A 23,019-nucleotide genomic window follows, 5' to 3' on the forward strand; every position below is an offset into this window, starting at 1 on the left:
GTTCTTTCTGTACGTCTTGATGCTCGGCCGATGCCGCGCTTATCTGAAATTAACCCGGTCGGATTCCGTGCCGTCGATTTTCGCGAAGTACGGCTGGGCATATCCCGATTCGATCACGCATGGCAAGTCCTTGGAGGCCCGGCCATTGCCGTCGACGTTGAAGGTCACGTAATTATCCGAGAACATTCCCTTGGAGTGGTAGCACTGCGCCAGGTAGGTGTGGGTGCCCGGGTCGAAGTCGTAGAGCTCCACGTGGTACTTGTAGCAGTTCGGCGGGCAGGTGGAGTTCGCGTAGCCGTTGTACAACGGTCCTTCGGACAGCTTCACCGAACGGGCCGGCTTAGGATTGGTCTGATCCGTTTTGGACCAGGACTTGCTCTGGCCTTCGGTATCCGTTGCCACGATCTTAAGGGTGCGGCTGGTGGAGTAGCCCAGGTTGCTGACCTTCTCCGTACCGTCGTTAGCCGTGTTAGACCCGCCAATGGCTACCGTCTGGGTGACCTTGCGTCCGTTGGATTCGCCGGCGGCTGTATTCCAGCTGAAGGAAATCCAGTTATCGCCATGCGACGAGGAAATCTTCGCGTTATCGCGCAGCGGACCGTAGGCGCTGGTCTGGTTGCTGGCCGGGCTGGGGTCTCCCGGGCCGGCAGCATTCAAGGCACGCACGCGCCAGGTATGCGCGGTGCCGTTGGAACCGGTGTCGATCACCGAGCCGGGGCCGCCGAAGGACTGCCACCCTCCGCCATCGGCGGAGTACTGGTATCCGGTGATCTTCGAGCCGTTGGCCGCAGGAGCCTGGAAGCCCAGTTGCACCATGCGATTGGCGCCGGTGGCCTTGGCGCTCACGCTGGACACGGCCTTTGGACGCCCGTACGGGGTCACCGCCACCGAATTCGAGCTCTGTTCCGAGCTGCCCTTGCGGTTGGTTGCCGCGATGGTGAAGGTGTAGGAACCCGAGGTGCTCAGGCCGGTGACCGACTGGCTGGTCTGGTTGGCCGCAATGGAGCCAATGGTCTTCTCCAGGGTTCCGGACTTGTAGACGCGCAGGGCATAGCCGGTGATCGGTGCGCCATTGGTGCCCGGTGCGTTCCAGGCGACGTTGACCACGCCGCCATCCACCGCGGATTCCTTGCGGGCCGCGGTGGGGGCGGACGGCTTGAACGGCTTGCCAGCCGGGGTCACGGCTGCCGAGTAGGCGCTGAAGGCCGATGGCTTCGACGCCTTGTTCACCGCACGCACGCGGACCTGGTAATCGGTGCCGTTCTTCAGGCCCTTCCAGGTATAGGAAGTGCCGGTAATGCCGGTGACCTGGGTGACGCCGTTGGCCGGTGCCGGGGAGATCTCCAAGGTGTAGCTCTGGATGGCCGAACCCCGGCTGGCGGGGGCAGTCCACTTGAAGGCCGCCTGCTGGTCGCCGTCGGTGCCGGTCGGGGCGGCAGGCTGTTCGGGTTCCACGTCCGGTCGGGCATCGGCTGACGGCGCCGAGGCCGGGGACTGGCCGATCTCGTTGGCGGCGGTCACCGTGAAGTTGTATACGGTGTCGTTGGCCAGCGGGGTGATGGTGCAGGTGGTGGTGGCGCACCGCTGGGTGTGCCCGCCGCCGGTCACGGTGTAGTGGGTGATCTGCGAGCCGTTGTTGGCCGGTGGATCCCACTGCAGCACAGCCTTCTCATCCCCGGTGGACTGGACGCGTGGCAGGCCCGGGGCTTCCGGGGCGCCCTTGACGTTCAGCGTCACGGTACCGATGACGTTGCGTGCCACGTCTTCGGTGACATCGCCAATGGTGTATTCCACCCGCATGGTGCCCACGAAGTTGTCCTTCGGGGTGATGGATACCTTGTCGCCGCTCGTTTCCACTTCCCCGGTGTCTTCCAGGGCGCGGGCGTTGATCAGGCGCAGCGGGCCTTCATCCGCGTACGGGTTGTGGTCGTTGGCCAGCACATCGACCACTTCGGTCTTGCCCTGGGCCGCATCGGCCACGTTATCGGCCACAGCTACCGGCAGCTCGCGGACCGAGCCGGTCACGGTGATGTTCATGGCGGCCGGAACCGGCGGGTTCACACCGTCGCTGACCGTGACGGTGACGGTACCGGTGGTGCCCTTCGGGGTCGAAGCTCCGGCGCTGACCTTCAGGTTATGCTCTTCGACCAGTTCGGCCTGGACACCTTGGATATCCACCGAAGAGATGGCGAACTTCAACTTCGGAACGTCGTCTTCATTGGCATCGTTGGCGGCCATGCGCAGGTCCAGGAAGGCTGGCTCCTCGCCCTGGCCCACGGCCAAGGCATTGGCCTGCAGGGTCGGAGCGAAGTTCTCTTCCTGCGGCTGCTCTTCTTCCTCTTCCTCTGGCTCTTCCTCCTCCGGTTGGCCTTCCTCGTTCTGGTTCTGGCGTTCCTCGGAATCGTTCTGGCGCGGAGCCGGGGTGACATTGATTGGCAGGGTCAGCTTGGACTTCAGGCCCATTTCATCGTCGGGGCCGGTGCCGTCGGTGACTTCGAAGCTGACGGTAGCCGAGCCGTCGAAATCGACCGGTGCACGGAAGGAAAGCTCGGTGGCGGACTTGACCAGCTCGCCGTCGTTTTGCGGCATCGAGGCCACCGACTCTTCGGTGGTCAAGCGCGGGGTGCGTCCCTCGCGGACGAGGACCAGGTCATCCAGGTTCAGTGGCAGGACCTGTCCCGCCTCGACCTGCAGATTCAGCCCGCTGCGCAGGATTGGCCGTGCTCCGGCGGTGCCTGGCACATGGACGAAGGCAGTAGAAGCCAGTTCGTCGGGGTCGGTCAGGGTGTAGGCAATGATCTGCGCGTCCTCGGTGGCGGTGACGACCAGGCCATCTTCGGTGACTTGGGCAGTAGACGGGTTATCCGGCAAGCTGATCTCCAATTCGCTGGAGCTGCCATCCGGGTCCTCGTCATTGCGCAAGATATCTACGGTCACTTGTTCATCGCCGATGACTTCTTCCAAGGAAACCCGGTCATCGCGGGCAATGGGCGCCAGCAGCTGGGCCTCTGGATCGGACTTGATGCTCAGCGTGCCCGCCGCGGTACCGCCGCGGCCGTCGGAAATCATGTAGCGCACCGAAACGTTGCCGTCTTCCGGGGGCGAGGTCAGGGTGACGCGGCCGTCAATGACTTCCACCTCCGTGCTGGCTTCGGTGGAGACTTCGCTCATCAAGGCGATCGGGTCGCCATCCGGGTCGGTGTCGTTGTCCATCACGTCCACCGCCACCGGGCGGTTGGGGCGCACGGTCAAGAAGTCGTTGACGGCAACCGGGGAATTATTCGATTCGGCAAGCGGTGCCACGCCGATCTTGATCGTGCCGGTGGCGCGGGCACCCAAACGGTCTTCCACCACGTAGCTGAATTCATCGGTGCCCGAGGCATCGGGGTTGGCCGTGTAGTCGATGGAGGCCCCGCGGATCTTCGCGGTGCCCATGCGCGGGGAATCGCCGAATTGCACGAGGGAGACCGAGTCGCCATCGGGGTCGATAGCGTCAATCGGGATCAGCACGTTGGTGCTGGAGCCGGCGAAGACCCGCCCGGTGACTGGTTCCGGGTTCGGCGGGGTGTTCTTTTCCAGGTCATTGGCTTCTGCCTCGGGCAGGACGTTGAAGGTGACGCTGGCGCTGGTTTCCTGGCCATCAGGTCCTGCCACGGTGTAGACCGCGGAAACCTGCTTGGCCTTGCCGCCAAAGTCGCCGGCGCGGAATCGAATCGTTTCGTCGGCAACCGAGATCAGGGACCCTTCTCCCAGATCATCAGCTTCTTCCAGCTCGGGACGCAAGAGCAGCTCTCCGCCGTTCGGGTGGATGTCGTTTTCCAGAACCTTGACGGTGGCCACGTCGTTCTCGCGGACGGTGACGGTGTCCGGGTTGGCCTGCGGCGGATCCATGCGTGGTGGTGCCGGAATCGGAATCACGCGGATGGAACCGGTCGCTTCACGAGAGCCATTGGACACGGTGTAGCTAATGGTGGTCGGGTCGGTGAGGCCGCGCACGTCGGTGATGCGGACAAAGGTATTGCGTTCTACGGAGGTGGAGAACGGCTTGTCGCTGGCGGTCTGCACGCCGGTTACCACCAGTACGCCACCGGCCGGGTCGGTGTCGTTGCCCAGCACGTTGACCAGTACATCCTGGCCGGCAGGCAGCAAGGCGACATCGCGTACCGCGATCGGATCCTCGGCATTTTCTTCCGGCTTCTTGATATCGATGCGGGCCAGGCCCGGGGCGCTGGCCGGGCCGTTGGTGGCCATGTATTCAACGTAGTAGGTTCCGGCGCGTTCGGCGCGCGCGGTCACGGTTCCGGTCTGTGCGTTGGTTTTGATTTCCAACCCGGGAACATCATCCACCCCGGCCAGCCGCAGTCCGTCTCCGCTGGGATCAGTGTCATTGTCCAGCGGGGAGAAACTGGCGGATTCATTGATATTGGCCACCACATGATCGGTCGCGGTCACCGGTTTCACGGTGGCGTCGGCCAAGACCTCGATCAGTACCCGGCCCTTGGTGCCCTCCTGCCCGTCGGAAACCTGGATGGCCAATTCCTTTTGCCCCAGCTTCTTTCCGTCATCCTGGAAGGTCAAGGTGCCATCGGGTTGGACGCGGATCACGTCATCGCCATCGGAGGTTCCACCGAGCAAGCGGAGGTCATCGCCTTCCGCGTCGGTCCAGTCAGCGAGCACGTTGTGGCTGACTGACTCGCCCTGCTGCACGCGCAGCACGGTGGTGCGCTTTTGTTCCGGAGCCTCGTTGGTTTCATCGTCCACCACGTTCAGCTTGACGGTCGCGGTGTCCTGTCCCCCGCGGCCGTCTTTGGTGGTGTAGGAAAAACTCGCGCCGCCCCTGGCATCTTCGGGGACCACAATCTGGAATCCGGTGCCGTCATGGACCGGCTGCACGGCACCTACCGAGGGCGCAGCGCCTTCCAGGTTCGCGGTCAGCAAATCGCCGTCCGGATCCACGTCGTTATAGAGCACCGGCAGCAAGGTGGTGCGGCCGGGGCGTACCGAATAGCTGTCGTCCTCGGCGATCGGCTTCTTGTTTTCCTCGGTGCGGTTGGGCAGCTCGATGGCGTCGGTGATTTCCTTGGTTTCTTCTTCCTTGGCTTCGCCCTTGCCAGCAGGCGGTTCCAGATCACTCCAGTTGCTGACGATTTCCATGCCTTCATTGGCCAACCAGACTTGCCCCGAATGCACGTCGTTGAGCACGACCACGTCCCGGTTGACGCGGAACGCCAGTTCAGCGCCTTCTGGCATTTCCGGAATTGCGGTGCTCTGGTTATGTGCCGGGTCATCGCAGAAGCGCAGATACTCGCCGCTGGTCTGCCAGGCCGCGTAGGTGCACGTTCCCACGCGCACCGGCTGGATAGGGGTGCCAGCGGTTTCCAACTGCTCATAGTTGGTGTCCTTGCCGGACAGGCTCACCGTTGCCAGCGACTGGTCCAGGGCCACAGCAATGTTCTCGGCTGCCGGGCCCGGAGACTGGATCCGGGCGTTGGCAGGATTCTCGAGAATTGCGGAGTTGCCCTCCGAGGTGACCAGTTCGCCGGTGGCTTCATCGAAGACCACGCCGATCTTGCCGACGGACGAAAGCTGCGGCTCCTTCATTTCGGCCAGTTCCGGAATTTCGAATTCCTGGGCGAGTTCGGCTTTCCCATCGTCGTCCAGGGTGAAGCTGGAAAGGGTTCCTGCGCCGAGGTCTGCGGCCCAGATGGTGTCGTCGGCGCCAACCACGGCGGCGACTTCGCCCTTGGACTCGATCAGCGGTTCGGCGCCTTCGCCCTTGAAATCGGCAATCTGTTCGAGGTTGCTGGCCTGGACAGTTCCGTGTTCCGCGTCGGTGACGGCGACAACGGACGCACCGAAGGAGAAGGATGAGTTGGCTGGCAGGTTGTTATCGCCAGCAAATTGCACCATCGCGGGGTCAATAGTGGTCAGCGAGGCCTGTTCCAGGTTGCGTACCAGCACGCTTTCTTCATGCTGCACCAGGTCATAGTTGGCCAGCGGGGTGGCAACGCCACCGTCGATGGTGCGCGACTGGTAGTTGACATGCCCGATCTTGCCTTCGGACTGATTGACTACCCAGACACCACCGTCGTTTAGTTCCACGTCAGCTGTTTCAAAGCCCGGATAGATAATGGCGCCGGTGACGGCAAGGGCCGCCACGACTGGGATCGCAGTCACCTTGAACCCGGTGCTTTTGAGCAGTCCAGTCCATCCGGTCGAAGCGGCTTTGGCCATCTAGAGGTCAGTCCTTGGTTTGCTGGTACGAGTGTGCGCCAGAATCAGGCCTTATTCCCCATAGCCAGACTCAATGCCCTCCAATTCTAACGAACTGACAAAACCTCCGCCATGGAGAGTTCTCCCCATGGGCACTGACTGGGCGATTCATCAACGCAATACAATTCGCGTGCTTCATCTTCATCAGCGGGAACCGCCTATGCGACCGCAGATGCCCTTTGATTCCTTTTCGGCAGGTCCAGCGGCATAACCCGCGCCTGGAAGCACCTGCTAGACGACCGCGGAAGCAGTTCAGAACGAACCTGCGCAAAAGTCTTCAACAAATCTTTCATATCAACTACTGTTAGTTACATGACATCCTCTGCACCGCACCGCGAGCCTTCGGCAATCGACCAGATCGCCGAAGCCTTCTTCGCCAAGTCCCTTGAACTGACCCCGGAATGGGGAGTTTCCCTTGGCTTGCCAGGCTACGAGACCACCTATGGCGACTACTCCCCTGCTGGCACCACCCAGCAGATCAGCTTGCTGCGGGAGACTTTGGGCGCATTGGCCAACGCCACTGCGGTCGACGCAATTGACGAAGTCTCGCTTGACGCGATGACCGAGCGATTGAGCCTCGAACTGGAAATCCTGTTCACCGGGCGCACCGAGCTGAATAATATCGCCAGCGCGGCACAGGAAATCCGCTCAATCATCGATTTGATGCCGCAGGAGTCCTCCGAGGACTACGCTTTCATCGCCCAGCGAATGTCCAACATTCCGGCTGCGATTGACGGCTACATCGCATCTTTGCGTGATTCCGCTTCAAATGATCTGGTTGCGGCGCAGCGCCAAGTGTCCATAGTGATCACGCAAACCACCGATTACGCCAAGGATGGCGGATTCTTCGACCAGTTGGCCACCTCCGGCACCGCAGTGGATACCGCTTTGCAAGCACAGCTGGAAGCCGGAGCCGAAGCCGCGAAGAAGGCCTACCGCAAACTCACCGCGTACTTGCAAGATGAACTCCTGGCGCAGGCACCGGCCGAAGACGCGGTGGGCCGAGAGTACTACTCGCTGATGTCCCGCCGTTTCCTGGGCGCCGCAGTGGATTTGGAAGAGACCTATGCCTGGGGCGTCGGCGAACTCGATGCCATCATCGCCGAGCAGCGGCGCGTCGCCCAGCAGATCAAGCCGGGCTCCACGATCGAGGAAGCCAAGAAGATCCTCAACGAGGATCCGGCGCGCAAGCTCTCAGGCACCGACGCCTTGCGGGAGTGGATGCAGGGCAAGGCTGACCAGGCCATGGCGGACTTGTCGGGCAAGCACTTTGACATCCCGGCGCCAATGGACCGCATCGAATGCATGATCGCTCCGACCCAGGATGGCGGCGTGTACTACACCGGCCCATCAGAAGACTTCAGCCGCCCGGGACGGATGTGGTGGTCGGTTCCGCCTGGAGAAGATGAATTCACCACGTGGGCCGAGCTCACCACCGTCTATCACGAGGGCGTTCCCGGCCATCACCTGCAGATCGGCACAGCCCAAATGCAGGCTTCCACGCTCAACAGCTGGCGCAGATTGATGTGCTGGGTTTCCGGCCAGGGCGAAGGCTGGGCGCTGTACTCCGAACGCCTCATGCACCAACTGGGCTACCTCGATGACCCGGGCGATTACATGGGCATGCTCGATGCGCAACGCATTCGAGCCGCGCGAGTGGTCTTTGATATAGGAGTTCACCTGGGCTTGGAAGTTCCTGCACAGTGGGGCACCGGCACCTGGAACGCCGAAAACGGCTATGAGTTCCTGGAGAAGAATCTGGACATGTCCACGGGTCAGCTGGACTTCGAGTACAACCGCTATTTGGGATGGCCAGGCCAGGCTCCGTCCTACAAGATCGGCCAACGGCTCTGGGAGCAGATCCGCGACGATCTCGCGGCCGCCGAGGGCGAGGACTTCTCGCTCAAGGAATTCCATACCGCGGCATTGAAGCTCGGTTCAGTTGGCCTGGATACCTTGAAGCGCGCCCTAGTGAAGTAGCCTCCAGGAAATCGGCTTGGCGGTCCTGCTTATTGGCAGGACCGCCATTCGTTTTATCCCTTGTAGCTGGAAATCTGGATCAGATTGCCACACGTGTCATCAAAGGTCGCAACCACGACGGGTCCGGCATCCGTCGGTTCTTGCGTGAACTTCACGCCCAGTGAGCTAAGACGCTCGAATTCCACCTGGACATCATCAACGGCAAAGGACGTTGCCGGGATGCCGTCTGCTTTCAGTGCTGAACGGTACGGCCCAACGGCAGGGTGTGCTGAAGGCTCCAGAAGCACTTCAGGACCTTGCTCCTGGTCCGCTGCAACAAGGGTCAGCCAGCTGTATTCGCCCACAGGTATATCGTGCTTGACCTTGAAGCCCAGCACCTCGGTATAGAACGCTTTAGCTTTCGCCTGATCATCCACGCACACACTAGTGATATAAACCCGCATTATTTCCTTCTTTCAGTTCCGGCCCATGCAGCAACCACGGATTCCCCACGCCTTGCTGGCTTCTACCTTTCCATATGGTTCCGACAGGTCAAGATCACGGAAGCAGCACTGAAGAGCCCAGCTTCATATTCCAGGGAAAAACGATAACAAGCTATTGATTAACGATAGATAATAGCCGACAATCATTAGATGACCAGTCTCGCTATTTTACCCGCCCGAATCGCACTCATCGCAATCTTCCTCGGGGCGCTCCTTGGCCAAGTGCTGATTTTGCCGATGTTCATCGAGGAGACCATCTACATTCATCCCGAAGTGGCCCATCTGGCGACCCCGTACCGGTGCGCAGTGACGGCCGGGCTTGCTTGCCTGCAGATTGTCCTCATTTGTTTTTGGATCCTCATATCGAAGCTTCGGCGCCGAACCTTCTACCAAGTCAGCTCACTGCACTGGTTCAGCATCGCCAGTTGCGCCGCCGCTGCAGCAACCCTGCTGGTCCTGGGACTCGGAATTCACCTCTTGGGGTTTATCGGCGCTGGCGGTCCCGGTGTCGTCCTTGCCGTTGCCGGCGGGGCGGCACTGGGAGGAACTGCCACTTGCTTGCTGGTCGCCCTGCGCGGCATGCTCGCGTCCAGGATACGAAAGCAAACTGCGTGAAGTGAGCAATGCTTCTTCAAGCACAGTCACGGCGATTAGTCCAGCAACAATGGCACGGAGCCAAAAATTCCCATGTGAAGATCTGTGTCCCCGCACCGAAGTCTTCGCACAAATCATGCGCCATTTCGCCGGTCCAGTGACCCTAGACACCGCTTTTCAGTGCAATAAAGCACAAACGGCGAAATACCGTCATGTTGCGTAACATAAACTGCCGCCGGCGAAGAAAAGCGCCCTAATCTTGAACGCATGTCTACTACCGCGCCTTCATCTAAGCTTCCACGCTGGATGACCAATTTCGGCCCGCAGATCATTGCGGCGCTGATTGTTGGTCTTCTACTGGGTCTCCTAGCCAAGTACACCGGCAGCACCGCCGAGGAACCCAACGGGCTGGGTGAAGCCCTGTCGATCATTGGTTCCAGCTACGTTGCGTTGTTGCGCACTGCAGTGATCCCACTGATCTTCTTTGCGGTTGTCGCCTCAATTGCCAATTTGGCCAAGGTCACCAATGCGGCACGCCTTGCGTGGCAGACCCTGCTCTGGTTTGCCATCACTGCCTTGATCTCGGTAATCATCGGCATGGTTCTTGGCACCGTTTTCCGCCCCGGAGCGAATACCGGCCAGGGCATGCCAGATGAATACGATGGCAAGACCGGCGACTGGCTCGGCTTCCTCACTGGCCTGGTCCCAGCCAACTTCCTGGGTCTGGGCGCGAGCACCAAGCTGGTTGATGAAGCAACCGCTTCCACCTCGATCAGCTTCAACGTCCTGCAGATACTGGTCATTGCCATCGCCGTGGGCGTCGCTGCCCTCAAGGTTGGCAAGGCGGCCGAACCATTCCTCGCGTTCTCGGCCTCTATCCTGGCGATCATCCAGAAGGTCCTCTGGTGGATCATCCGCATCGCGCCGATCGGCACGGTTGGCCTGATCGGCAACGCTGTTGCCACCTATGGCTGGGACACTATTGGCGCACTGGGCAAGTTCACCGTTGCAATCTACGTCGGCTTGGCACTGGTGCTATTCGCGCTCTACCCGGTACTGGTCCGCGCACATGGCCTGTCAATCAAGCAGTACTTCTCGGGTGTATGGCCTGCAGTGCAGCTGGCCTTCGTTTCACGCTCTTCGATTGGCACCCTGCCATTGACCCAGCGCGTGACCGAACGCAACCTCGGGGTGCCTTCGGGCTACGCTTCCTTCGCAGTGCCGCTGGGCGCGACTACCAAGATGGACGGCTGCGCTGCCATCTATCCGGCGATCGCAGCAATCTTCGTTGCCCAGTTCTTCGGTATTGAGCTGTCCCTCACCGATTACTTCTTGATTGCGCTGGTTTCCGTATTGGGCTCGGCAGCAACCGCAGGCACTACCGGCGCCATCGTCATGCTGACGCTGACCCTTTCCACCCTGGGCCTGCCGCTGGCAGGCGTTGGCCTGCTGATGGCCGTTGACCCGATCATTGATATGGGCCGCACCGCGGTAAATGTCGCCGGCCAAGCACTGATTCCAACCATTGTCGCCAAGCGCGAGGGCATCTTGGACATTGACATGTACAACGCACCACGCAATGGCAACCCCTTCGCTGATGAAAGCATCTCAGCGGCAGATGCTGAGGCAGCTGCAACCAAGTAGGCATTGCTGAAGGAAATCGGCGCACGAGCACTATTGCTCGTGCGCCGATTTCCGGTTAAAGGTCACACGGATTCACTTTGCACAGGGTGCAACTTTGCACGTAGTGTAAGTTATGTGACTTCCCCGAGTACCGGCACCCGCCGCGAACTAAACAAACGAGCAACGAAACAAGCCATCGTTGAAGCCGTCGCGGACCTGCTTCGCAAAGGCTCTGCCACGGCGCTTACCGCTACGCAGATCGCTGAAGCGGCCGGTGTTTCGCGCCGTACACTCTTCAACTATTTTCCATCAGTAGATGCGGTCTTCTCCTATCCCCTGCACCAGGTTCTGGGAACCATGGTGGATTCCATTAGCGACCTGACCGACTCCATGCCTCTGGTCGAAGCGATCATCGAATCGCTCAAGTCTGATGACGTGTCGCAGATGCTCGGGCAAGTGGCCCAGTTTGGTGCATTCTTGCGAACGGAAGAAGCCAACTGCGGCTTCCCCGCCACGATGAACGAATGGCGGACAGCCACCACGGAAGTCATCGAAAAAGTCGCCCGCCGTTATCCGCAGGCCGACAGTTTTTCCATCAGAGTCTTTACCCATGCTCTGCTCGGCGCAGGCCAAGCAGCATTTGATGAGTGGATCGAGCGTCTGCCAGCTACCGAAACTCACGGTCTGGATATTTCCCCCGAGCTCATCTCCGTCTTCCATTCCTTGATTACCCAGGCCATGAAAACCCTTGACCAGGGTTTTACCGCCTTGCCGCTGACCAGCACTAGCACCTTGAAGGACATCTAAGCTCATGGCTTCCCTCCTCTACCGCCTCGCTCGATGGGCACACCTGCACCGCTACCGCGTCATTTCAATGTGGCTGGCGGCCTTCATCTTCATCGGCCTGTGCGCCAGCTTGTTCATGGGCCAGCTATCGAATACCTTCACCCTGCCCGGAACTGAAACCCAGCGCACCCTCGACCGGATGAAGGAAGAGCTCCCGGATCTCGCCGGCGGCTCTGGCTCGATTGTGTTCCGTGAAAGCTCGAACCGGCCGCTGAACGAAACCCAGAAGCAGGCCGTCGCCGAGTCCCTGGAACAGCTGGCCATGCAGTCCCAGGTAGTCGAAGCCATGAGCCCCTTCGAACTGCAGGAACAGCTCGATAAGGCGCAGCCAGAGCTGGAGAAAGCGCAGCAGGAACTCGTTGACGGCCAGGAAAAGCTTGACGATGCCAAGGTGCAGATTGCCGATGGCAAGGTGCAGCTCAAGGAAGGCCGCGAGGAACTCACCGATGGCTGGGCACAGTACTTTGACGGCCAGAAGGAAATCCAGGCTGCCGAGCCGCAAATTGCCGCCGCCGAAAAGCAGCTCGCCGATAGCCGCGCGCAGCTGGAAGCCGGCCAGCGCGAGCTGACTTCGGGTCGTGCCCAGCTGGAAGCTGGCGAAGCGAAGTACAACGCCGGATTAGCCCAGTACAAGGACGGAACGGCCGAATACAACGCTGGCCGCGCAAAGTTCGACGCTGGCGAGCAGAAGCTCGATGCCGCTGACGCCAAGCTCGCCGCGGGCGAGAAGGAGTACCAGGCTGGCATGGACCAGCTGCTGGGCGACTCTTCCCGCGAAGAATTCGACGCAACTCTGTCGGCCGGCAAGGAAGAAGCCACCACGGGTCTGAAGTCAGCTGAAGATGGCCTGGCCGCCGCACAGGCAGGACTGGCCGAGGCTGAAAAGGGCATCGAGGAACTACCGGCCCAGATCGAGAGTACCAAGCAGCTCTTGGCGGAGGCAGAGGCGGCCGGAAACCAAGACGACATTGATGCGTACACTAAGCAACTAGCGGACAGCGAAGGCGCCTTGGTTGCGGCGAAAGCCGCGAAACCCGAAGCCGAGAAAGCTATCGCCCAAGCGACCGCCGGCAAGCAGCAGGCCACCGAGGCACTGGAGCAGATCGCCAAGGCCGAAGCCGGCTTGCAGCAGCTTGACGCTGCCCGCAAGGAACTCGACGCTGGACAGGCCCAGGCCAAGGCCGGCCATCAGGAACTGGACGCGAACCGCAGCCAGCTTAGCGCCGCCAAAACCCAGCTGGACGACGCCAAGGCGCAGCTGGATGCAGCGAAAACTGAGATCGCCAGCAACAAGGTGAAGCTGAGCGAAGGCCAGGCCGAGCTCGATGCCGGCAGGGCCAAGCTGGAGGCCGGGCAACGTGAATTCGATGCCAAGAAGGCCCAGTTCCTTGCAGGCAAGGCCGAGCTGGCAGAAGCCAAGAACCAGCTTGAAGACGGCGAAAAAACTATCAAGGAAAAGACCGCCGAGCTTGAGCAGGGCGAGAAGGACATAGAGCAAGGCCTGAAGGATCTGGAATCCGGCCGCGCTGAACTGGAATTCGCTTCGCGCCAGGTGGGCGCAAGCTCCGATATGCGTTTCGTTTCCGAAGACGGCAGTACTGCAGTTTCGCAGGTGACCTTCAAGGTCCAGACCGACGCTTTGACTCCCGATGACCGCGAGCAGATCAAGGCTATCGCTGCAGGTCCACAGGCTAACGGCGTGGAGGTGCTGTTCTCCAAGGAGATCATGCAGGACATGTCCCAGGTCTTCGGAGCCTCGGAAATCATTGGTGTGGTCATCGCTGCCATTGTCCTGATTGCCATGCTCGGCACCTTGGTCGCCGCCGGCCTGCCGCTGTTGCTGGCGATCCTCGGTGTGGGCGCTGGCGTGGGCACCACGATGGCGTTCTCCTCGCTGATTGACATGGCCTCGATTACCCCTGCCCTGGCTCTCATGCTGGGCCTTGCGGTGGGCATCGACTATGCGCTGTTCATCATCCACCGCCACCGTTCGCAGCTGCTGTCCGGCATGGAGGTCGGAGAGTCGATTGCACGCGCCGTCGGAACCAGCGGCAACGCTGTAGTCTTCGCTGGTCTGACCGTGATCATCGCACTGGCCGCACTGGCTGTTCCAGGACTTCCGTTCCTGACCGTCTTGGGCCTGTCGGCAGCGTTCACCGTGTTCTGCTCGGTGCTGCTGAACATCACTTTGCTGCCAGCACTGCTGTCCCTGGCCGGCACCAAACTGGTTTCCAAGCGGGCCCGCAAGAAGGCAGCTGCGGATGCCGAGAATCCCCAGATCAAGGAATCATTCTCCATTCGCTGGGTGCGCATGGTCACCAAGATCGCTGTTCCGGTGACCCTGCTGGTGATAGTCGTCCTGGGTGCCATCGCCCTGCCGGCCACGCAGATGCGAACCGCTTTGCCTGATGGCAGTGCAGAACCTGCCGATTCGCAGGCCTTCCAGGCCTACGAGCAAACCAGCGACAAGTTCGGTTCCGGCTACAACGGCCCGCTGCTGGTCTTAGCTGATCTGCCTGCCGGGCTCAGCGAGCGCGAAGCTGAGGAAACTAGCCTCGATGTGGCCGAGAAACTGCGCGAATACAACGGCGTGGTGGCCGCAATTCCAGTCACCATGACCGAAGACCGTACCTTGGCAGCCATTCAGGTGATCCCTACCGATGGCCCTTCCTCGGAAGCCACCGAAGCGCTGGTGCACCAGCTACGTGCGGACTACTCGGAGTTCTCCGAGGCCACGGGTGCTGACATTGCCGTGACCGGCCAGGTTGCCGCGCAGATTGACGTCTCCGAAAAGGTCACCGCCGCCCTGGTACCGTACCTGAGCATCGTGGTTGGCCTGTCGCTGATCCTGCTGCTGCTGGTCTTCCGTTCGGTCGTGGTTCCATTGCTGGCCACCGGCGGCTTCCTGCTCTCGCTGGCCGCGGCCTTCGGCGCCAGCGTCATGGTTTACCAGTTCGGCTGGTTCTCCGGTCTCTTCGATGTCAACGTTCCCGGTCCGCTGCTCAGCTTCCTGCCGATCCTGCTCACCGGCATCCTGTTCGGGCTGGCCATGGACTACCAGGTCTTCCTGGTCTCGGCGATGCGTGAACGCTACGCTCACGGCGAGCCGGCCAAGGACGCGGTCCGTTCCGGCTTCTCGATGGCAGCACCGGTCGTCACCGCCGCTGCGCTGATCATGATCTCGGTCTTCGCCGGCTTCGTGTTCTCGCACCTGGCAATGATCCGCCCGCTCGGTTTCGCGCTGGCTTTCGGTGTGCTCTTCGATGCGTTCATCATCCGCATGACCTTCATTCCGGCAGTGATGCACCTGCTGGGCGACAAGGCCTGGTACCTGCCTAAATGGCTTGACAAGATCCTGCCGGATGTTGATGTCGAAGGATCGAAACTCAACGATATGCTGGATTCCGGGGAAAGCACTTCCGCTGATAATTCCAGCCAGGACCAGGCCAAGGAGAACGCCGCCGTATGAGCGAACAGATGAAGACAGGACCCCGGTTGCTGCTGGCTTCGGCTTCGTGGGGACGCAAGAAGGTCCTGGCCGATGCGGGCATCAAATTCACCACCCAGGTTTCCGAGGTGGATGAAGATGCGGTGCTGGCAGCTGCCGTGGCCCGCAACGGCGAGCAGAGTCCAGCGCAGACCGCATTGCTGCTGGCTCGTGCCAAGGCCGAGAACGTGGCCCAGGCAGATCATCCGGCAGGCACCGTGGTGCTGGGCTGCGATTCGGTCTTCGAACTTGATGGCGTGGCCTACGGCAAGCCGCACACCAAAGAGGTAGCCCGCGAACGATGGCTGCAGCTGAGCGGTTCTACCGGAATCCTGCACTCAGGCCATTGGCTGATTGATCCCGCCAATCCGGAACAGGCTCGCGGCCAGGTATCTTCCACCGTGGTGCATTTCTCCACCGTGGATGATGCCGAGATCGAGGCCTACGTCGCCAGCGGGGAACCGCTGCCCTGCGCCGGGGCGTTCACCATTGACGGGCTGGCTGCAGCCTTCATCGAGTCCATCGAAGGCAACTTCCAGAACGTCGTCGGATTGGATGTCTTCGTGCTGCGCGGCCTGCTGGCCCAAGCCGGGATCAGCATCGTGGATCTCTGGAAATAATCCGGTTCCGTCCGGCAAATGGTGCCTTCCGCCCCACAGCGGAAGGCACCATTTTCATGCCTGCAGTTCCCTGCTCAGCAGCATCTGTTCGTGCCCGAACCCGCGCTGGAGCATGATGTGGCGCCGGCAACGGCGGCAATGGAAGTATTCAACAATCCCGGCGGAAGTCCGATGGCTGGATCCGATCTCCCAGCAGTGCTCATGGACAACGGTTTCCTGCCGAGAATCAACGGCTTGGCTGTGCTGTGCAATAGTCATGGCTCCAGCATGATGTAATGCTCTTATGCAACTCAACCCTTACGGAGAATATGCAGTGCTCCTCGCTGCGTCGCTGGCCAATGACTGGCCATCGGACCGCGACGGCATCGAACAACGCACCCGGCAGAGCGGCATGACCATGCCCTTTCCGCAGCTCGCCTCTGACTATGCGCAAACGCGCGCGGTGGTGGATGACTGGCTGGACATCGTTGACGCGCCGTCCGATCCCGAGCGGGCGCTGCTGCTGAATTTGCAGGCGGCTCGCGCTTCGGCCTATCCGCGCCTGGTGGACCACGATGGGGAGGGTTGGCACCTGCACTATCGCGATGACGGCCAGAGCATGCCCCAGGTGCTGCGCTCGGTCTTCTGCGTGGGCACGGCATTGCACCTGACCACCAGGGGCATGCACCGGCTGCGGCGCTGCGAGGCCGCACCGTGCGGCCACGTGGTTGTGGACGTGACACGCAACGGGCGCCAGCGTTTCTGCTCGGTGCGTTGCGCCAATCGCGCGGCCGTCAGGCGGCACCGCGAACGGCAGGCGTAGCTGCCGGGGCTGATTCATGCCAGGCCGGAACCATGGCGTGGCGGCGCACGGCGGGAGGCCGGGCTGGCTTGGCTAGGATATGGATATGACTTCAGCTATCCGTTCCGCGCGCCGCGCGGATATTCCCAGTGCGTCCTCTACTTTGGCCGAGGCGTTTGCGTTCTACCCCTGGACACGGTGGAGCATTCCAGCCGATCGCTACCTGGAGCGCTTGGAACGCCTTCAAGCCGTCTACCTTTCCCACGCTCTGGAGCATGGAGTCGTCCTGGTCAGCGAGGACCTCGACGGTGTCGCTGCGCTCCTGCCACCAAGTTGTCCAGAGCCTGGCTTGGGCATGCAGGAAGAGATCTCGCAGCTGATGGGCGATCGCTTGGAGATCGCCTACGGAGCCGACCTGCCACAGCGGCCTGAGAACGCGTGGGACTTTGCCACGCTTGGGGTTGCTGGATCCAGCGTTGGACGGGGTCTTGGTTCGGCACTCATCAGCCGGTGCCTGAACCATATTGCCGCGTCGGACTATCCCGAGGTGTCGCTGGAAACATCCAACGAGAGAAACGTCCGCCTATACGAGCGGCACGGTTTCGAGGTATTGCATCGCACCGCGATAGCAGAGGGACCTGTGGTGTACACCATGGGCGCCAACCTTGGATAGCCCAATCCTGCAGGCGTCAAGCGGCCCTTCAGGAATCCCTTGGCTCCCGGCCAGCTAGAACACTAGAATGTTCTCGTGGATCCTGGTCCAGCCCGCCTCTTCCAAGTCCGGGAAGTCGGCTCCGGCCCGGACCAGCATCATCCTCGTTCCAGGGGCGCTCACTTCGACGATGGCATCCGCGTCCCCGGCCCCGCCGCATCCGCCAGCTGCCGAAGCCTCTCCTTGGGCGAATTTGAACAGGCAAGCCGTTTGCGCATCTGCCGATGCGGTGGCGAAGTAGTCGGCGTTGCCGTGCGTGACCAGAAAACGCACGGATTGCATGCCAAGGTTCTCCAACTGGCTCCTATCCCCCGGCCACTGGTCGGTTCCAGCCGGATCGCGGTCAAGCGCCGGGATGCCGCTCCCACTGGAGCAACCGGCCAGGGCGAGCGTTCCAGCAGCCAGCAGCGCACAGAGCGCCTTGCCTTGATTTCCCACGACTGCCTCCTTGTTTTCCATCTTGGCGATAGCCTAGTTCGCCGGGTGCGCGAAGACTAGGGCAGATGCCAGCGCTGCCAGCGCACCAGCGGAGAGCCGCGCCCCTTTCAGGCCTCGCCGGCGACAGGGTCCGCAGGCCTCGCGGGGCAGGTTCCACGTTGAGCCAGCGCCAAGGTCCTTTGTAGGATTCCTCCAAAAAATTCACCCTAACACCCTCGTTCTAGGCGATAACTACATATAGTTCCCACAAAAACGATAGGCTCATAGCTGAGAAACCCTATTTTTAAAAGACAAGGTTCATGATGAATCCATTGACGAAGGTGCTTATCGCCAACCGCGGCGAGATTGCAGTGCGTATTATCCGTGCCGCACGCGATGAAGGAATCGAGTCCGTTGCGGTCTATGCCGACTCGGATCGCGATGCCCTGCATGTGCGTCTGGCTGATGAAGCCTACGCGCTGGGCGGTACCACCGCCGCTGAATCGTACCTTCGCATTGAGAAGATCCTGGACGCAGCTGAACGCTCCGGCGCCGACGCGATCCACCCGGGCTACGGCTTCCTCTCGGAGAACGCCGAGTTCGCCCAGGCTGTTATTGACGCGGGCTTGACCTGGATTGGCCCATCGCCAGAGTCCATCGACCAGCTCGGCGACAAGGTCAAGGCCCGCCACATTGCTGAAAAGGTGGGCGCTCCGCTGGTTCCCGGCACCAAGGATCCGGTGGCCTCGGCCGACGAGGTATACGCCTTCGCCGACGAGCACGGACTTCCACTGGCCATCAAGGCTGCCTACGGTGGCGGCGGGCGCGGCATCAAGGTGGTCCGCAACCGCGAAGAAATCGGCGAGATGTACGACTCGGCAGTGCGTGAAGCTGTCGCGGCTTTCGGCCGCGGCGAATGCTTCATCGAACGCTTCCTGGATGCACCGCGCCACGTGGAGACCCAGTGCTTGGCCGATATCCACGGCAACGTGGTTGTCGTCTCCACCCGCGACTGCTCGCTGCAGCGCCGCAACCAGAAGCTGGTTGAAGAAGCGCCGGCCCCGTTCTTGAGCGAAGAGCAGACCACCCGGCTGTACGAAGCATCCAAGGCCATCTTGCGCGAAGCGAAGTACAACGGCGCAGGCACCTGCGAATTCCTGGTAGGCCAGGATGGCGTCATTTCCTTCCTCGAGGTCAATACCCGCCTGCAGGTTGAGCACCCGGTCTCCGAGGAAGTCACCGGCCTGGACTTGGTTCGCGAGCAGTTCCGCATCGCCCGCGGCGAAGAACTGGGCTACACCGACCCGGAGATCCGCGGCCACTCCTTCGAGTTCCGCATCAACGGCGAAGATGCCGGCCGCAACTTCATGCCGACCCCGGGCACCATCTCCAAGATGAACCTGCCATCGGGGCCCGGCGTTCGCGTTGACTCGGGCATCGAGCAGGGCGAAAGCGTTTCGGGGAACTTCGACTCGATGATCTCCAAACTGATCGTCACCGGCAGCACCCGTGAAGTGGCTGCGGCTCGTGCCCGTCGTGCGCTGGAAGAATTCCAGATCGAGGGCATGGCTACCGTACTGCCATTCCACCGCGCAGTGATGAGCGACCCTTCGTTCGTTCCGGTCCAGGGGCCATTCAAGGTCCACACCCGCTGGATCGAAACCGAATTCGATACCGCCATCGAGCCCCACCCAATGCCAATGGGCGGCGAGGACGCAGCCGAAGACGAGCGCACCAGCGTGACCGTTGAAGTTGGCGGCAAGCGCCTGGAAGTCACCCTTCCTTCGTCGCTGGGATCGGTATCCTCCAACGGTGCCGAGAAGGCCGCAGGCAAGAAGAAGCGCAAGCCGGGCCGCAAGGCAGCCAGCTCCGCTGGCGCGAACAGCGCAGAACTGCGTTCGCCGATGCAGGGCACCATCGTGAAGGTTGCCGTTGAGAATGGCGAGGCCGTGGCCCAGGGCGATCTGATTGTCGTGCTGGAAGCGATGAAGATGGAGCAGCCAATTACTGCGCACCGTGATGGCGTGGTCAGCGGCTTGGAAGTTGCCCCGGGCGAGACCCTGTCATCGGGCGCCGTCATAGCTTCGATCGAAGAAGCCAAGTAGCACTCGTTGGCAACGACGCAGGGCCTGGACAGATTTGTCCAGGCCCTGCGTCGTTCTGTCACTGGAATCTTCTACTCTGGCACCTGTCCATGTTCTGCCCGGTGCGCCATGGATGCCTTCAGATGATCGGGCATGAGCAGGAACTTCGGTTCAAGTTCTTCCCAGCCAGGCATTTTCGCTTGGCGGCTAGCTGCTTCGTGCACCGCATCGATCTCCTGCTGCGTATCGAGCCCGCCGCCGTTCTCGCCTACCAGGCTCAGGTGGTAGATCCATGTTGAACCATCGGCTTCCACATGCCTGAATGTTGCTTCCAGCGCTGCCCGTTGTGCCGATAAGGATGCTTCGCATTCCTCGTAGCGCGCATTGAGCATGTCCATCCAGGCGCCAAAGTTCTCATCCTGCCCATCCTTGATCCTTGAACGGCTCAGCTCCAGACGCATGCCTTGCGGCACTGAAGCTGGCATCGCAAAGCCGGGAAAGTCCCGAGGCGTGGGATTGTAGGGAACATGCGGTTCTTTTTCGTCCATGACGTGATGCTTCCAGAATCCACTTGTTTTGTCACGGCTATTCGGATGCTGGAAGTTCCCGCACGCCAGCCAATGGATACTGAATAAGGAGGCTGGTTCGGGCTACTGCCGCGCTAGCCAGGCATCGAAGGTTTCGTGGCCCAACCGGGCGGAACCGCCTGGCAGCAGTCCCCCATCACGCATGGCCTTGCCCATGGGGCCAGGAACAGGCACTTCAACCATCTTTGGAGACCTGCCTTGGGCCTGCAGGTACTTGGCAAAGAGGTCGGGAGCGTATTCTTCTTGCGGCCCAGCAAGGTCTTGCACCACGCCCTGCGCCGGCCCCTCGGCAAGATCCACTAGTGCTGCAGCCACTTCGATGCCCGCGATGGGCTGCATCCGCATTTTCGGCGCCATCTGCACCGGACCCGCGCCCAGACGCTTGATATTCTGGCCAATGAATTCGTGGAACTGGGTCGAGCGCAGCAGCGTATAGCCACCGGGAAGCATGTGCAGCATCCGCTCTTGCACGGCTTTGCCCGCGTAATAGCTGGAATCCACTTCGGCCGCTCCGATGATCGAGAGCGCCACGTGGTTCTGCACCCCGGACTCGCGCCCCACGCTGACGAGGTTGGCCGTCGAGTGGGTGAAATACCGCATGGATGCAGCAGAGCTGGTGGTGGAAACTCCGGAAACATCGATGACCGATTGGCAGTCAACCAGCCACTGCTTTACCGCGTTGCGGTTCACCAGGTCGCATCCCACGGACCGTGCGAGCACCACTGGTTCGTGGCCAGCACTCTTGAGTTTTTCGACCACCAGCGTGCCGATAGCGCCGGTGCCTCCCGCAACTGCAATACGCATGAGCATTCCCCTTCTGTATTGGATATTCCGCGTCCCATGCTTCCATGCCGCGCATCAAGTTGTCAGGGGGTGATGGCCCTTTTCAGCTCGTATTCATCCAGGCTGCACGGAAACGGGAAACGGCCCGGCGAATCATCATGGCTTGATGATTCGCCGAGCCGTTCCCTCGGCAAGACTGTCGAACTACTCGACCCACTCTTCCATGTCCATGTCAGAGGTATCGCGCGTCATGAACAGCGCGACCAAGGTCAGTACCGCGCCAAGTGCCAAGTACAGGCCAACGCCGGTGGTGTTGCCCGCACCGGCCTTCCACAGGGCTACAGCCACGAAGGAAGCAGGAGCCGCACCGATCACCGAGGACATGTTGTAGGCAACAGCCGAGCCGGTGTAGCGGACATTGGACGGGAACAACTCAGGCAGATACGCAGCCATTGGGCCGAAAGTCAGACCCATCAGGGTGAACCCGATGATCAGCCCGGCCATGGCAGCGCCCTGGCCTGGACCGAAGAACAGGGTCCACGACAGTCCGAAGACGAAGATGCCCGCGGTAACCCAGATCAGGAACTTGCGGCGGCCGAACTTCTCAGCCAACGGGCCCGAAACCACGGTGAAGATGCCGAAGAAGACGACACCGATGATCAGCATGGTCAAGAAGGTCGGGCGTTCAATGCCCAAGCCCGGAACGAAGCCTGCGGCGTCAAAGGTTTTGCCCTTGGCTTCAGCGGCAGCAGTCGCCTGCTCGACGGTAGCTGGCTGGGTGCCGTAGGTCAGGGTGAAGGAGGTCATCAGGTAGAACAGCACATAGGTTGCCAGCATGATGAAGGTACCGGCCAGGGTTGGGCGCCAGTGCTTCTTCATGGTCACCGCAAACGGCGACTTCACTACCTTCTTCTGGTCCAGGACCTTCTTGAAGGACGCGGATTCAACCAGCTTCAGGCGTACCCACAGGCCGATGATCACCATGACTGCCGAGAAGTAGAACGGAACGCGCCAGCCCCATGCCATGAACTGCTCTGCAGTGCAGAAGGTCTGCAGGGCCACGAACATCAGGTTCGCGATGATGAAGCCGATGGGTGCGCCCAGCTGGGGGAACGTGCCGTAGATGGCGCGCTTGTTCTTCGGCGCATTCTCGGTGGCCAGCAGCGCAGCGCCGGACCATTCGCCGCCCAGCGCCAGGCCCTGTGCGAAGCGCAGCAGCACCAGTGCGGTCGGAGCCAAAACGGTCCAGTTGCCCGCGGCCGGCGGCAGGAAGCCGATCAGGAAGGTGGCAATGCCCATCAGCAGCAGTGACGCCACCAGGGTGCCCTTGCGGCCGAGCTTGTCGCCGTAGTGGCCGAAGATGATCGAACCCAGTGGACGAGCCACGAAAGCCACGCCGAAGATCGCGAACGATGAAAGGATCGCGTTGATGGTGGAGGCGTTAGGGAAGAACAACGCCGGGAAAACGAGAACCGACGCGGTGGCGTAGGCGTAGAAGTCGAAGAATTCGACAGTGGTGCCAATCATGCTGGCAAACAGCACGCGACCGCGGGTGTTTTCCTTCGGCGCCACTGCTTGGTTAGCCTGCGACATGGAGGCTGCTCCTTAGAGTGAAAGTACGAGTCAGATGTTCATTTACGTTGCCATAATCGTAAACCTCGGTGACCAGTATTCGGATATTGATGTCCAGCATTTGGACACCAGATGAAATGAAACTGAACAGCAAACGGCAATTCACGGGCCTACTAGC

The 23,019-nt window shown here is 61.0% G+C and carries 16 protein-coding genes; 9 read left to right on the plus strand and 7 right to left on the minus strand.

The annotated features are described in order from the left end of the window. Nucleotides 1-39 precede the first annotated feature (39 nt). Entirely contained in the window at nt 40-6,234 is a 6,195-nt protein-coding gene (locus tag ACP3TE_RS03090; protein ID WP_426735250.1) for an Ig-like domain-containing protein, read from the minus strand. Nucleotides 6,235-6,585: 351 nt separating this feature from the next. Between ACP3TE_RS03090 and ACP3TE_RS03095 the strand changes: the two genes are divergently transcribed. Beyond that, complete coding sequence (locus ACP3TE_RS03095; protein WP_332498383.1) at nt 6,586-8,253, plus strand: DUF885 domain-containing protein; 1,668 nt, start codon at nt 6,586-6,588, stop codon at nt 8,251-8,253. Nucleotides 8,254-8,306: 53 nt separating this feature from the next. Here ACP3TE_RS03095 and ACP3TE_RS03100 read toward each other — a convergent pair whose 3' ends face one another. Beyond that, on the minus strand, nt 8,307-8,696 hold the full coding sequence (locus ACP3TE_RS03100) for a VOC family protein (RefSeq protein ID WP_105657125.1): 390 nt from the start codon (nt 8,694-8,696) through the stop codon (nt 8,307-8,309). 189 nt (nt 8,697-8,885) lie between these two features. Between ACP3TE_RS03100 and ACP3TE_RS03105 the strand changes: the two genes are divergently transcribed. From ACP3TE_RS03105 to ACP3TE_RS03125, 5 genes are all read left to right on the plus strand, one after another. Then, complete coding sequence (locus tag ACP3TE_RS03105; protein WP_426735253.1) at nt 8,886-9,350, plus strand: DUF2975 domain-containing protein; 465 nt, start codon at nt 8,886-8,888, stop codon at nt 9,348-9,350. Between the two features lie 246 nt (nt 9,351-9,596). Further along, on the plus strand, nt 9,597-10,973 hold the full coding sequence (locus ACP3TE_RS03110) for a dicarboxylate/amino acid:cation symporter (protein WP_426735255.1): 1,377 nt from the start codon (nt 9,597-9,599) through the stop codon (nt 10,971-10,973). Between the two features lie 3 nt (nt 10,974-10,976). Then, complete coding sequence (locus tag ACP3TE_RS03115; RefSeq protein WP_105661747.1) at nt 10,977-11,759, plus strand: TetR family transcriptional regulator; 783 nt, start codon at nt 10,977-10,979, stop codon at nt 11,757-11,759. A gap of 4 nt (nt 11,760-11,763) precedes the next feature. After that, entirely contained in the window at nt 11,764-15,267 is a 3,504-nt protein-coding gene (locus tag ACP3TE_RS03120) for an MMPL family transporter (protein WP_426735257.1), read from the plus strand. Then, the gene (locus ACP3TE_RS03125) at nt 15,264-15,905 is read left to right on the plus strand and encodes a nucleoside triphosphate pyrophosphatase (protein WP_332594793.1); all 642 of its coding nucleotides are present in this window, start codon (nt 15,264-15,266) and stop codon (nt 15,903-15,905) included. Before ACP3TE_RS03120 ends, ACP3TE_RS03125 begins: the two co-directional genes overlap by 4 nt. 54 nt (nt 15,906-15,959) lie before the next feature. Here ACP3TE_RS03125 and ACP3TE_RS03130 read toward each other — a convergent pair whose 3' ends face one another. Continuing rightward, nucleotides 15,960-16,163 (minus strand): hypothetical protein, encoded by a 204-nt coding sequence (locus ACP3TE_RS03130; RefSeq protein WP_332487832.1) that lies wholly within the window; start codon nt 16,161-16,163, stop codon nt 15,960-15,962. 25 nt (nt 16,164-16,188) lie between these two features. Here ACP3TE_RS03130 and ACP3TE_RS03135 point away from each other — a divergent pair, with 25 nt between their 5' ends. Together ACP3TE_RS03135 and ACP3TE_RS03140 are read left to right on the plus strand one after the other, a co-directional pair. Next, nucleotides 16,189-16,707: a CGNR zinc finger domain-containing protein gene (locus tag ACP3TE_RS03135; protein WP_332498375.1), complete on the plus strand. Its 519-nt coding sequence runs from the start codon at nt 16,189-16,191 to the stop codon at nt 16,705-16,707. Nucleotides 16,708-16,792: 85 nt separating this feature from the next. Then, nucleotides 16,793-17,359: a GNAT family N-acetyltransferase gene (locus ACP3TE_RS03140; protein ID WP_400290185.1), complete on the plus strand. Its 567-nt coding sequence runs from the start codon at nt 16,793-16,795 to the stop codon at nt 17,357-17,359. 54 nt (nt 17,360-17,413) lie between these two features. On the opposite strand, the gene ACP3TE_RS03145 is transcribed toward ACP3TE_RS03140, so the two are convergent. Beyond that, nucleotides 17,414-17,836, minus strand: coding sequence for a hypothetical protein (locus tag ACP3TE_RS03145; RefSeq protein WP_426735260.1), 423 nt, complete (start codon nt 17,834-17,836; stop codon nt 17,414-17,416). 302 nt (nt 17,837-18,138) lie between these two features. On the opposite strand from ACP3TE_RS03145, the gene ACP3TE_RS03150 reads away from it, so the two are divergent. Then, nucleotides 18,139-19,920 carry an acetyl/propionyl/methylcrotonyl-CoA carboxylase subunit alpha gene (locus ACP3TE_RS03150; protein ID WP_426736190.1) on the plus strand — a complete coding sequence of 594 codons (1,782 nt, stop codon included), beginning with the start codon at nt 18,139-18,141 and terminating at the stop codon, nt 19,918-19,920. A gap of 71 nt (nt 19,921-19,991) precedes the next feature. On the opposite strand, the gene ACP3TE_RS03155 is transcribed toward ACP3TE_RS03150, so the two are convergent. The 3 genes from ACP3TE_RS03155 to ACP3TE_RS03165 all read right to left on the minus strand — a co-directional run bounded on the left by ACP3TE_RS03155 (nt 19,992) and on the right by ACP3TE_RS03165 (nt 22,862). Further along, a complete protein-coding gene (locus tag ACP3TE_RS03155) occupies nt 19,992-20,447 on the minus strand; it encodes a DUF6176 family protein (RefSeq protein WP_426735262.1) in 456 nt (151 codons plus the stop codon). A gap of 102 nt (nt 20,448-20,549) precedes the next feature. Further along, nucleotides 20,550-21,290, minus strand: a complete 741-nt coding sequence (locus ACP3TE_RS03160; RefSeq protein ID WP_400342592.1) for an SDR family oxidoreductase — start codon at nt 21,288-21,290, stop codon at nt 20,550-20,552. A 183-nt stretch (nt 21,291-21,473) separates the two neighbouring features. Continuing rightward, complete coding sequence (locus tag ACP3TE_RS03165) at nt 21,474-22,862, minus strand: MFS transporter (RefSeq protein WP_105657113.1); 1,389 nt, start codon at nt 22,860-22,862, stop codon at nt 21,474-21,476. Nucleotides 22,863-23,019 lie beyond the last annotated feature (157 nt).

Source organism: Glutamicibacter sp. 2E12 (assembly GCF_050030965.1).
GTDB lineage: Bacteria > Actinomycetota > Actinomycetes > Actinomycetales > Micrococcaceae > Glutamicibacter.

Coding starts and splice junctions, on each gene's coding strand:
- ACP3TE_RS03090 (WP_426735250.1), bottom strand. CDS start 6,234: ATGGCCAAAGCCGCTTCGACCGGATGGACTGGACTGCTCAAAAGCACC.
- ACP3TE_RS03140 (WP_400290185.1), top strand. CDS start 16,793: ATGACTTCAGCTATCCGTTCCGCGCGCCGCGCGGATATTCCCAGTGCG.
- ACP3TE_RS03125 (WP_332594793.1), top strand. CDS start 15,264: ATGAGCGAACAGATGAAGACAGGACCCCGGTTGCTGCTGGCTTCGGCT.
- ACP3TE_RS03135 (WP_332498375.1), top strand. CDS start 16,189: ATGCAACTCAACCCTTACGGAGAATATGCAGTGCTCCTCGCTGCGTCG.
- ACP3TE_RS03130 (WP_332487832.1), bottom strand. CDS start 16,163: ATGACTATTGCACAGCACAGCCAAGCCGTTGATTCTCGGCAGGAAACC.
- ACP3TE_RS03110 (WP_426735255.1), top strand. CDS start 9,597: ATGTCTACTACCGCGCCTTCATCTAAGCTTCCACGCTGGATGACCAAT.
- ACP3TE_RS03105 (WP_426735253.1), top strand. CDS start 8,886: ATGACCAGTCTCGCTATTTTACCCGCCCGAATCGCACTCATCGCAATC.
- ACP3TE_RS03120 (WP_426735257.1), top strand. CDS start 11,764: ATGGCTTCCCTCCTCTACCGCCTCGCTCGATGGGCACACCTGCACCGC.
- ACP3TE_RS03150 (WP_426736190.1), top strand. CDS start 18,139: ATGAATCCATTGACGAAGGTGCTTATCGCCAACCGCGGCGAGATTGCA.
- ACP3TE_RS03165 (WP_105657113.1), bottom strand. CDS start 22,862: ATGTCGCAGGCTAACCAAGCAGTGGCGCCGAAGGAAAACACCCGCGGT.
- ACP3TE_RS03160 (WP_400342592.1), bottom strand. CDS start 21,290: ATGCGTATTGCAGTTGCGGGAGGCACCGGCGCTATCGGCACGCTGGTG.
- ACP3TE_RS03100 (WP_105657125.1), bottom strand. CDS start 8,696: ATGCGGGTTTATATCACTAGTGTGTGCGTGGATGATCAGGCGAAAGCT.
- ACP3TE_RS03155 (WP_426735262.1), bottom strand. CDS start 20,447: ATGGACGAAAAAGAACCGCATGTTCCCTACAATCCCACGCCTCGGGAC.
- ACP3TE_RS03095 (WP_332498383.1), top strand. CDS start 6,586: ATGACATCCTCTGCACCGCACCGCGAGCCTTCGGCAATCGACCAGATC.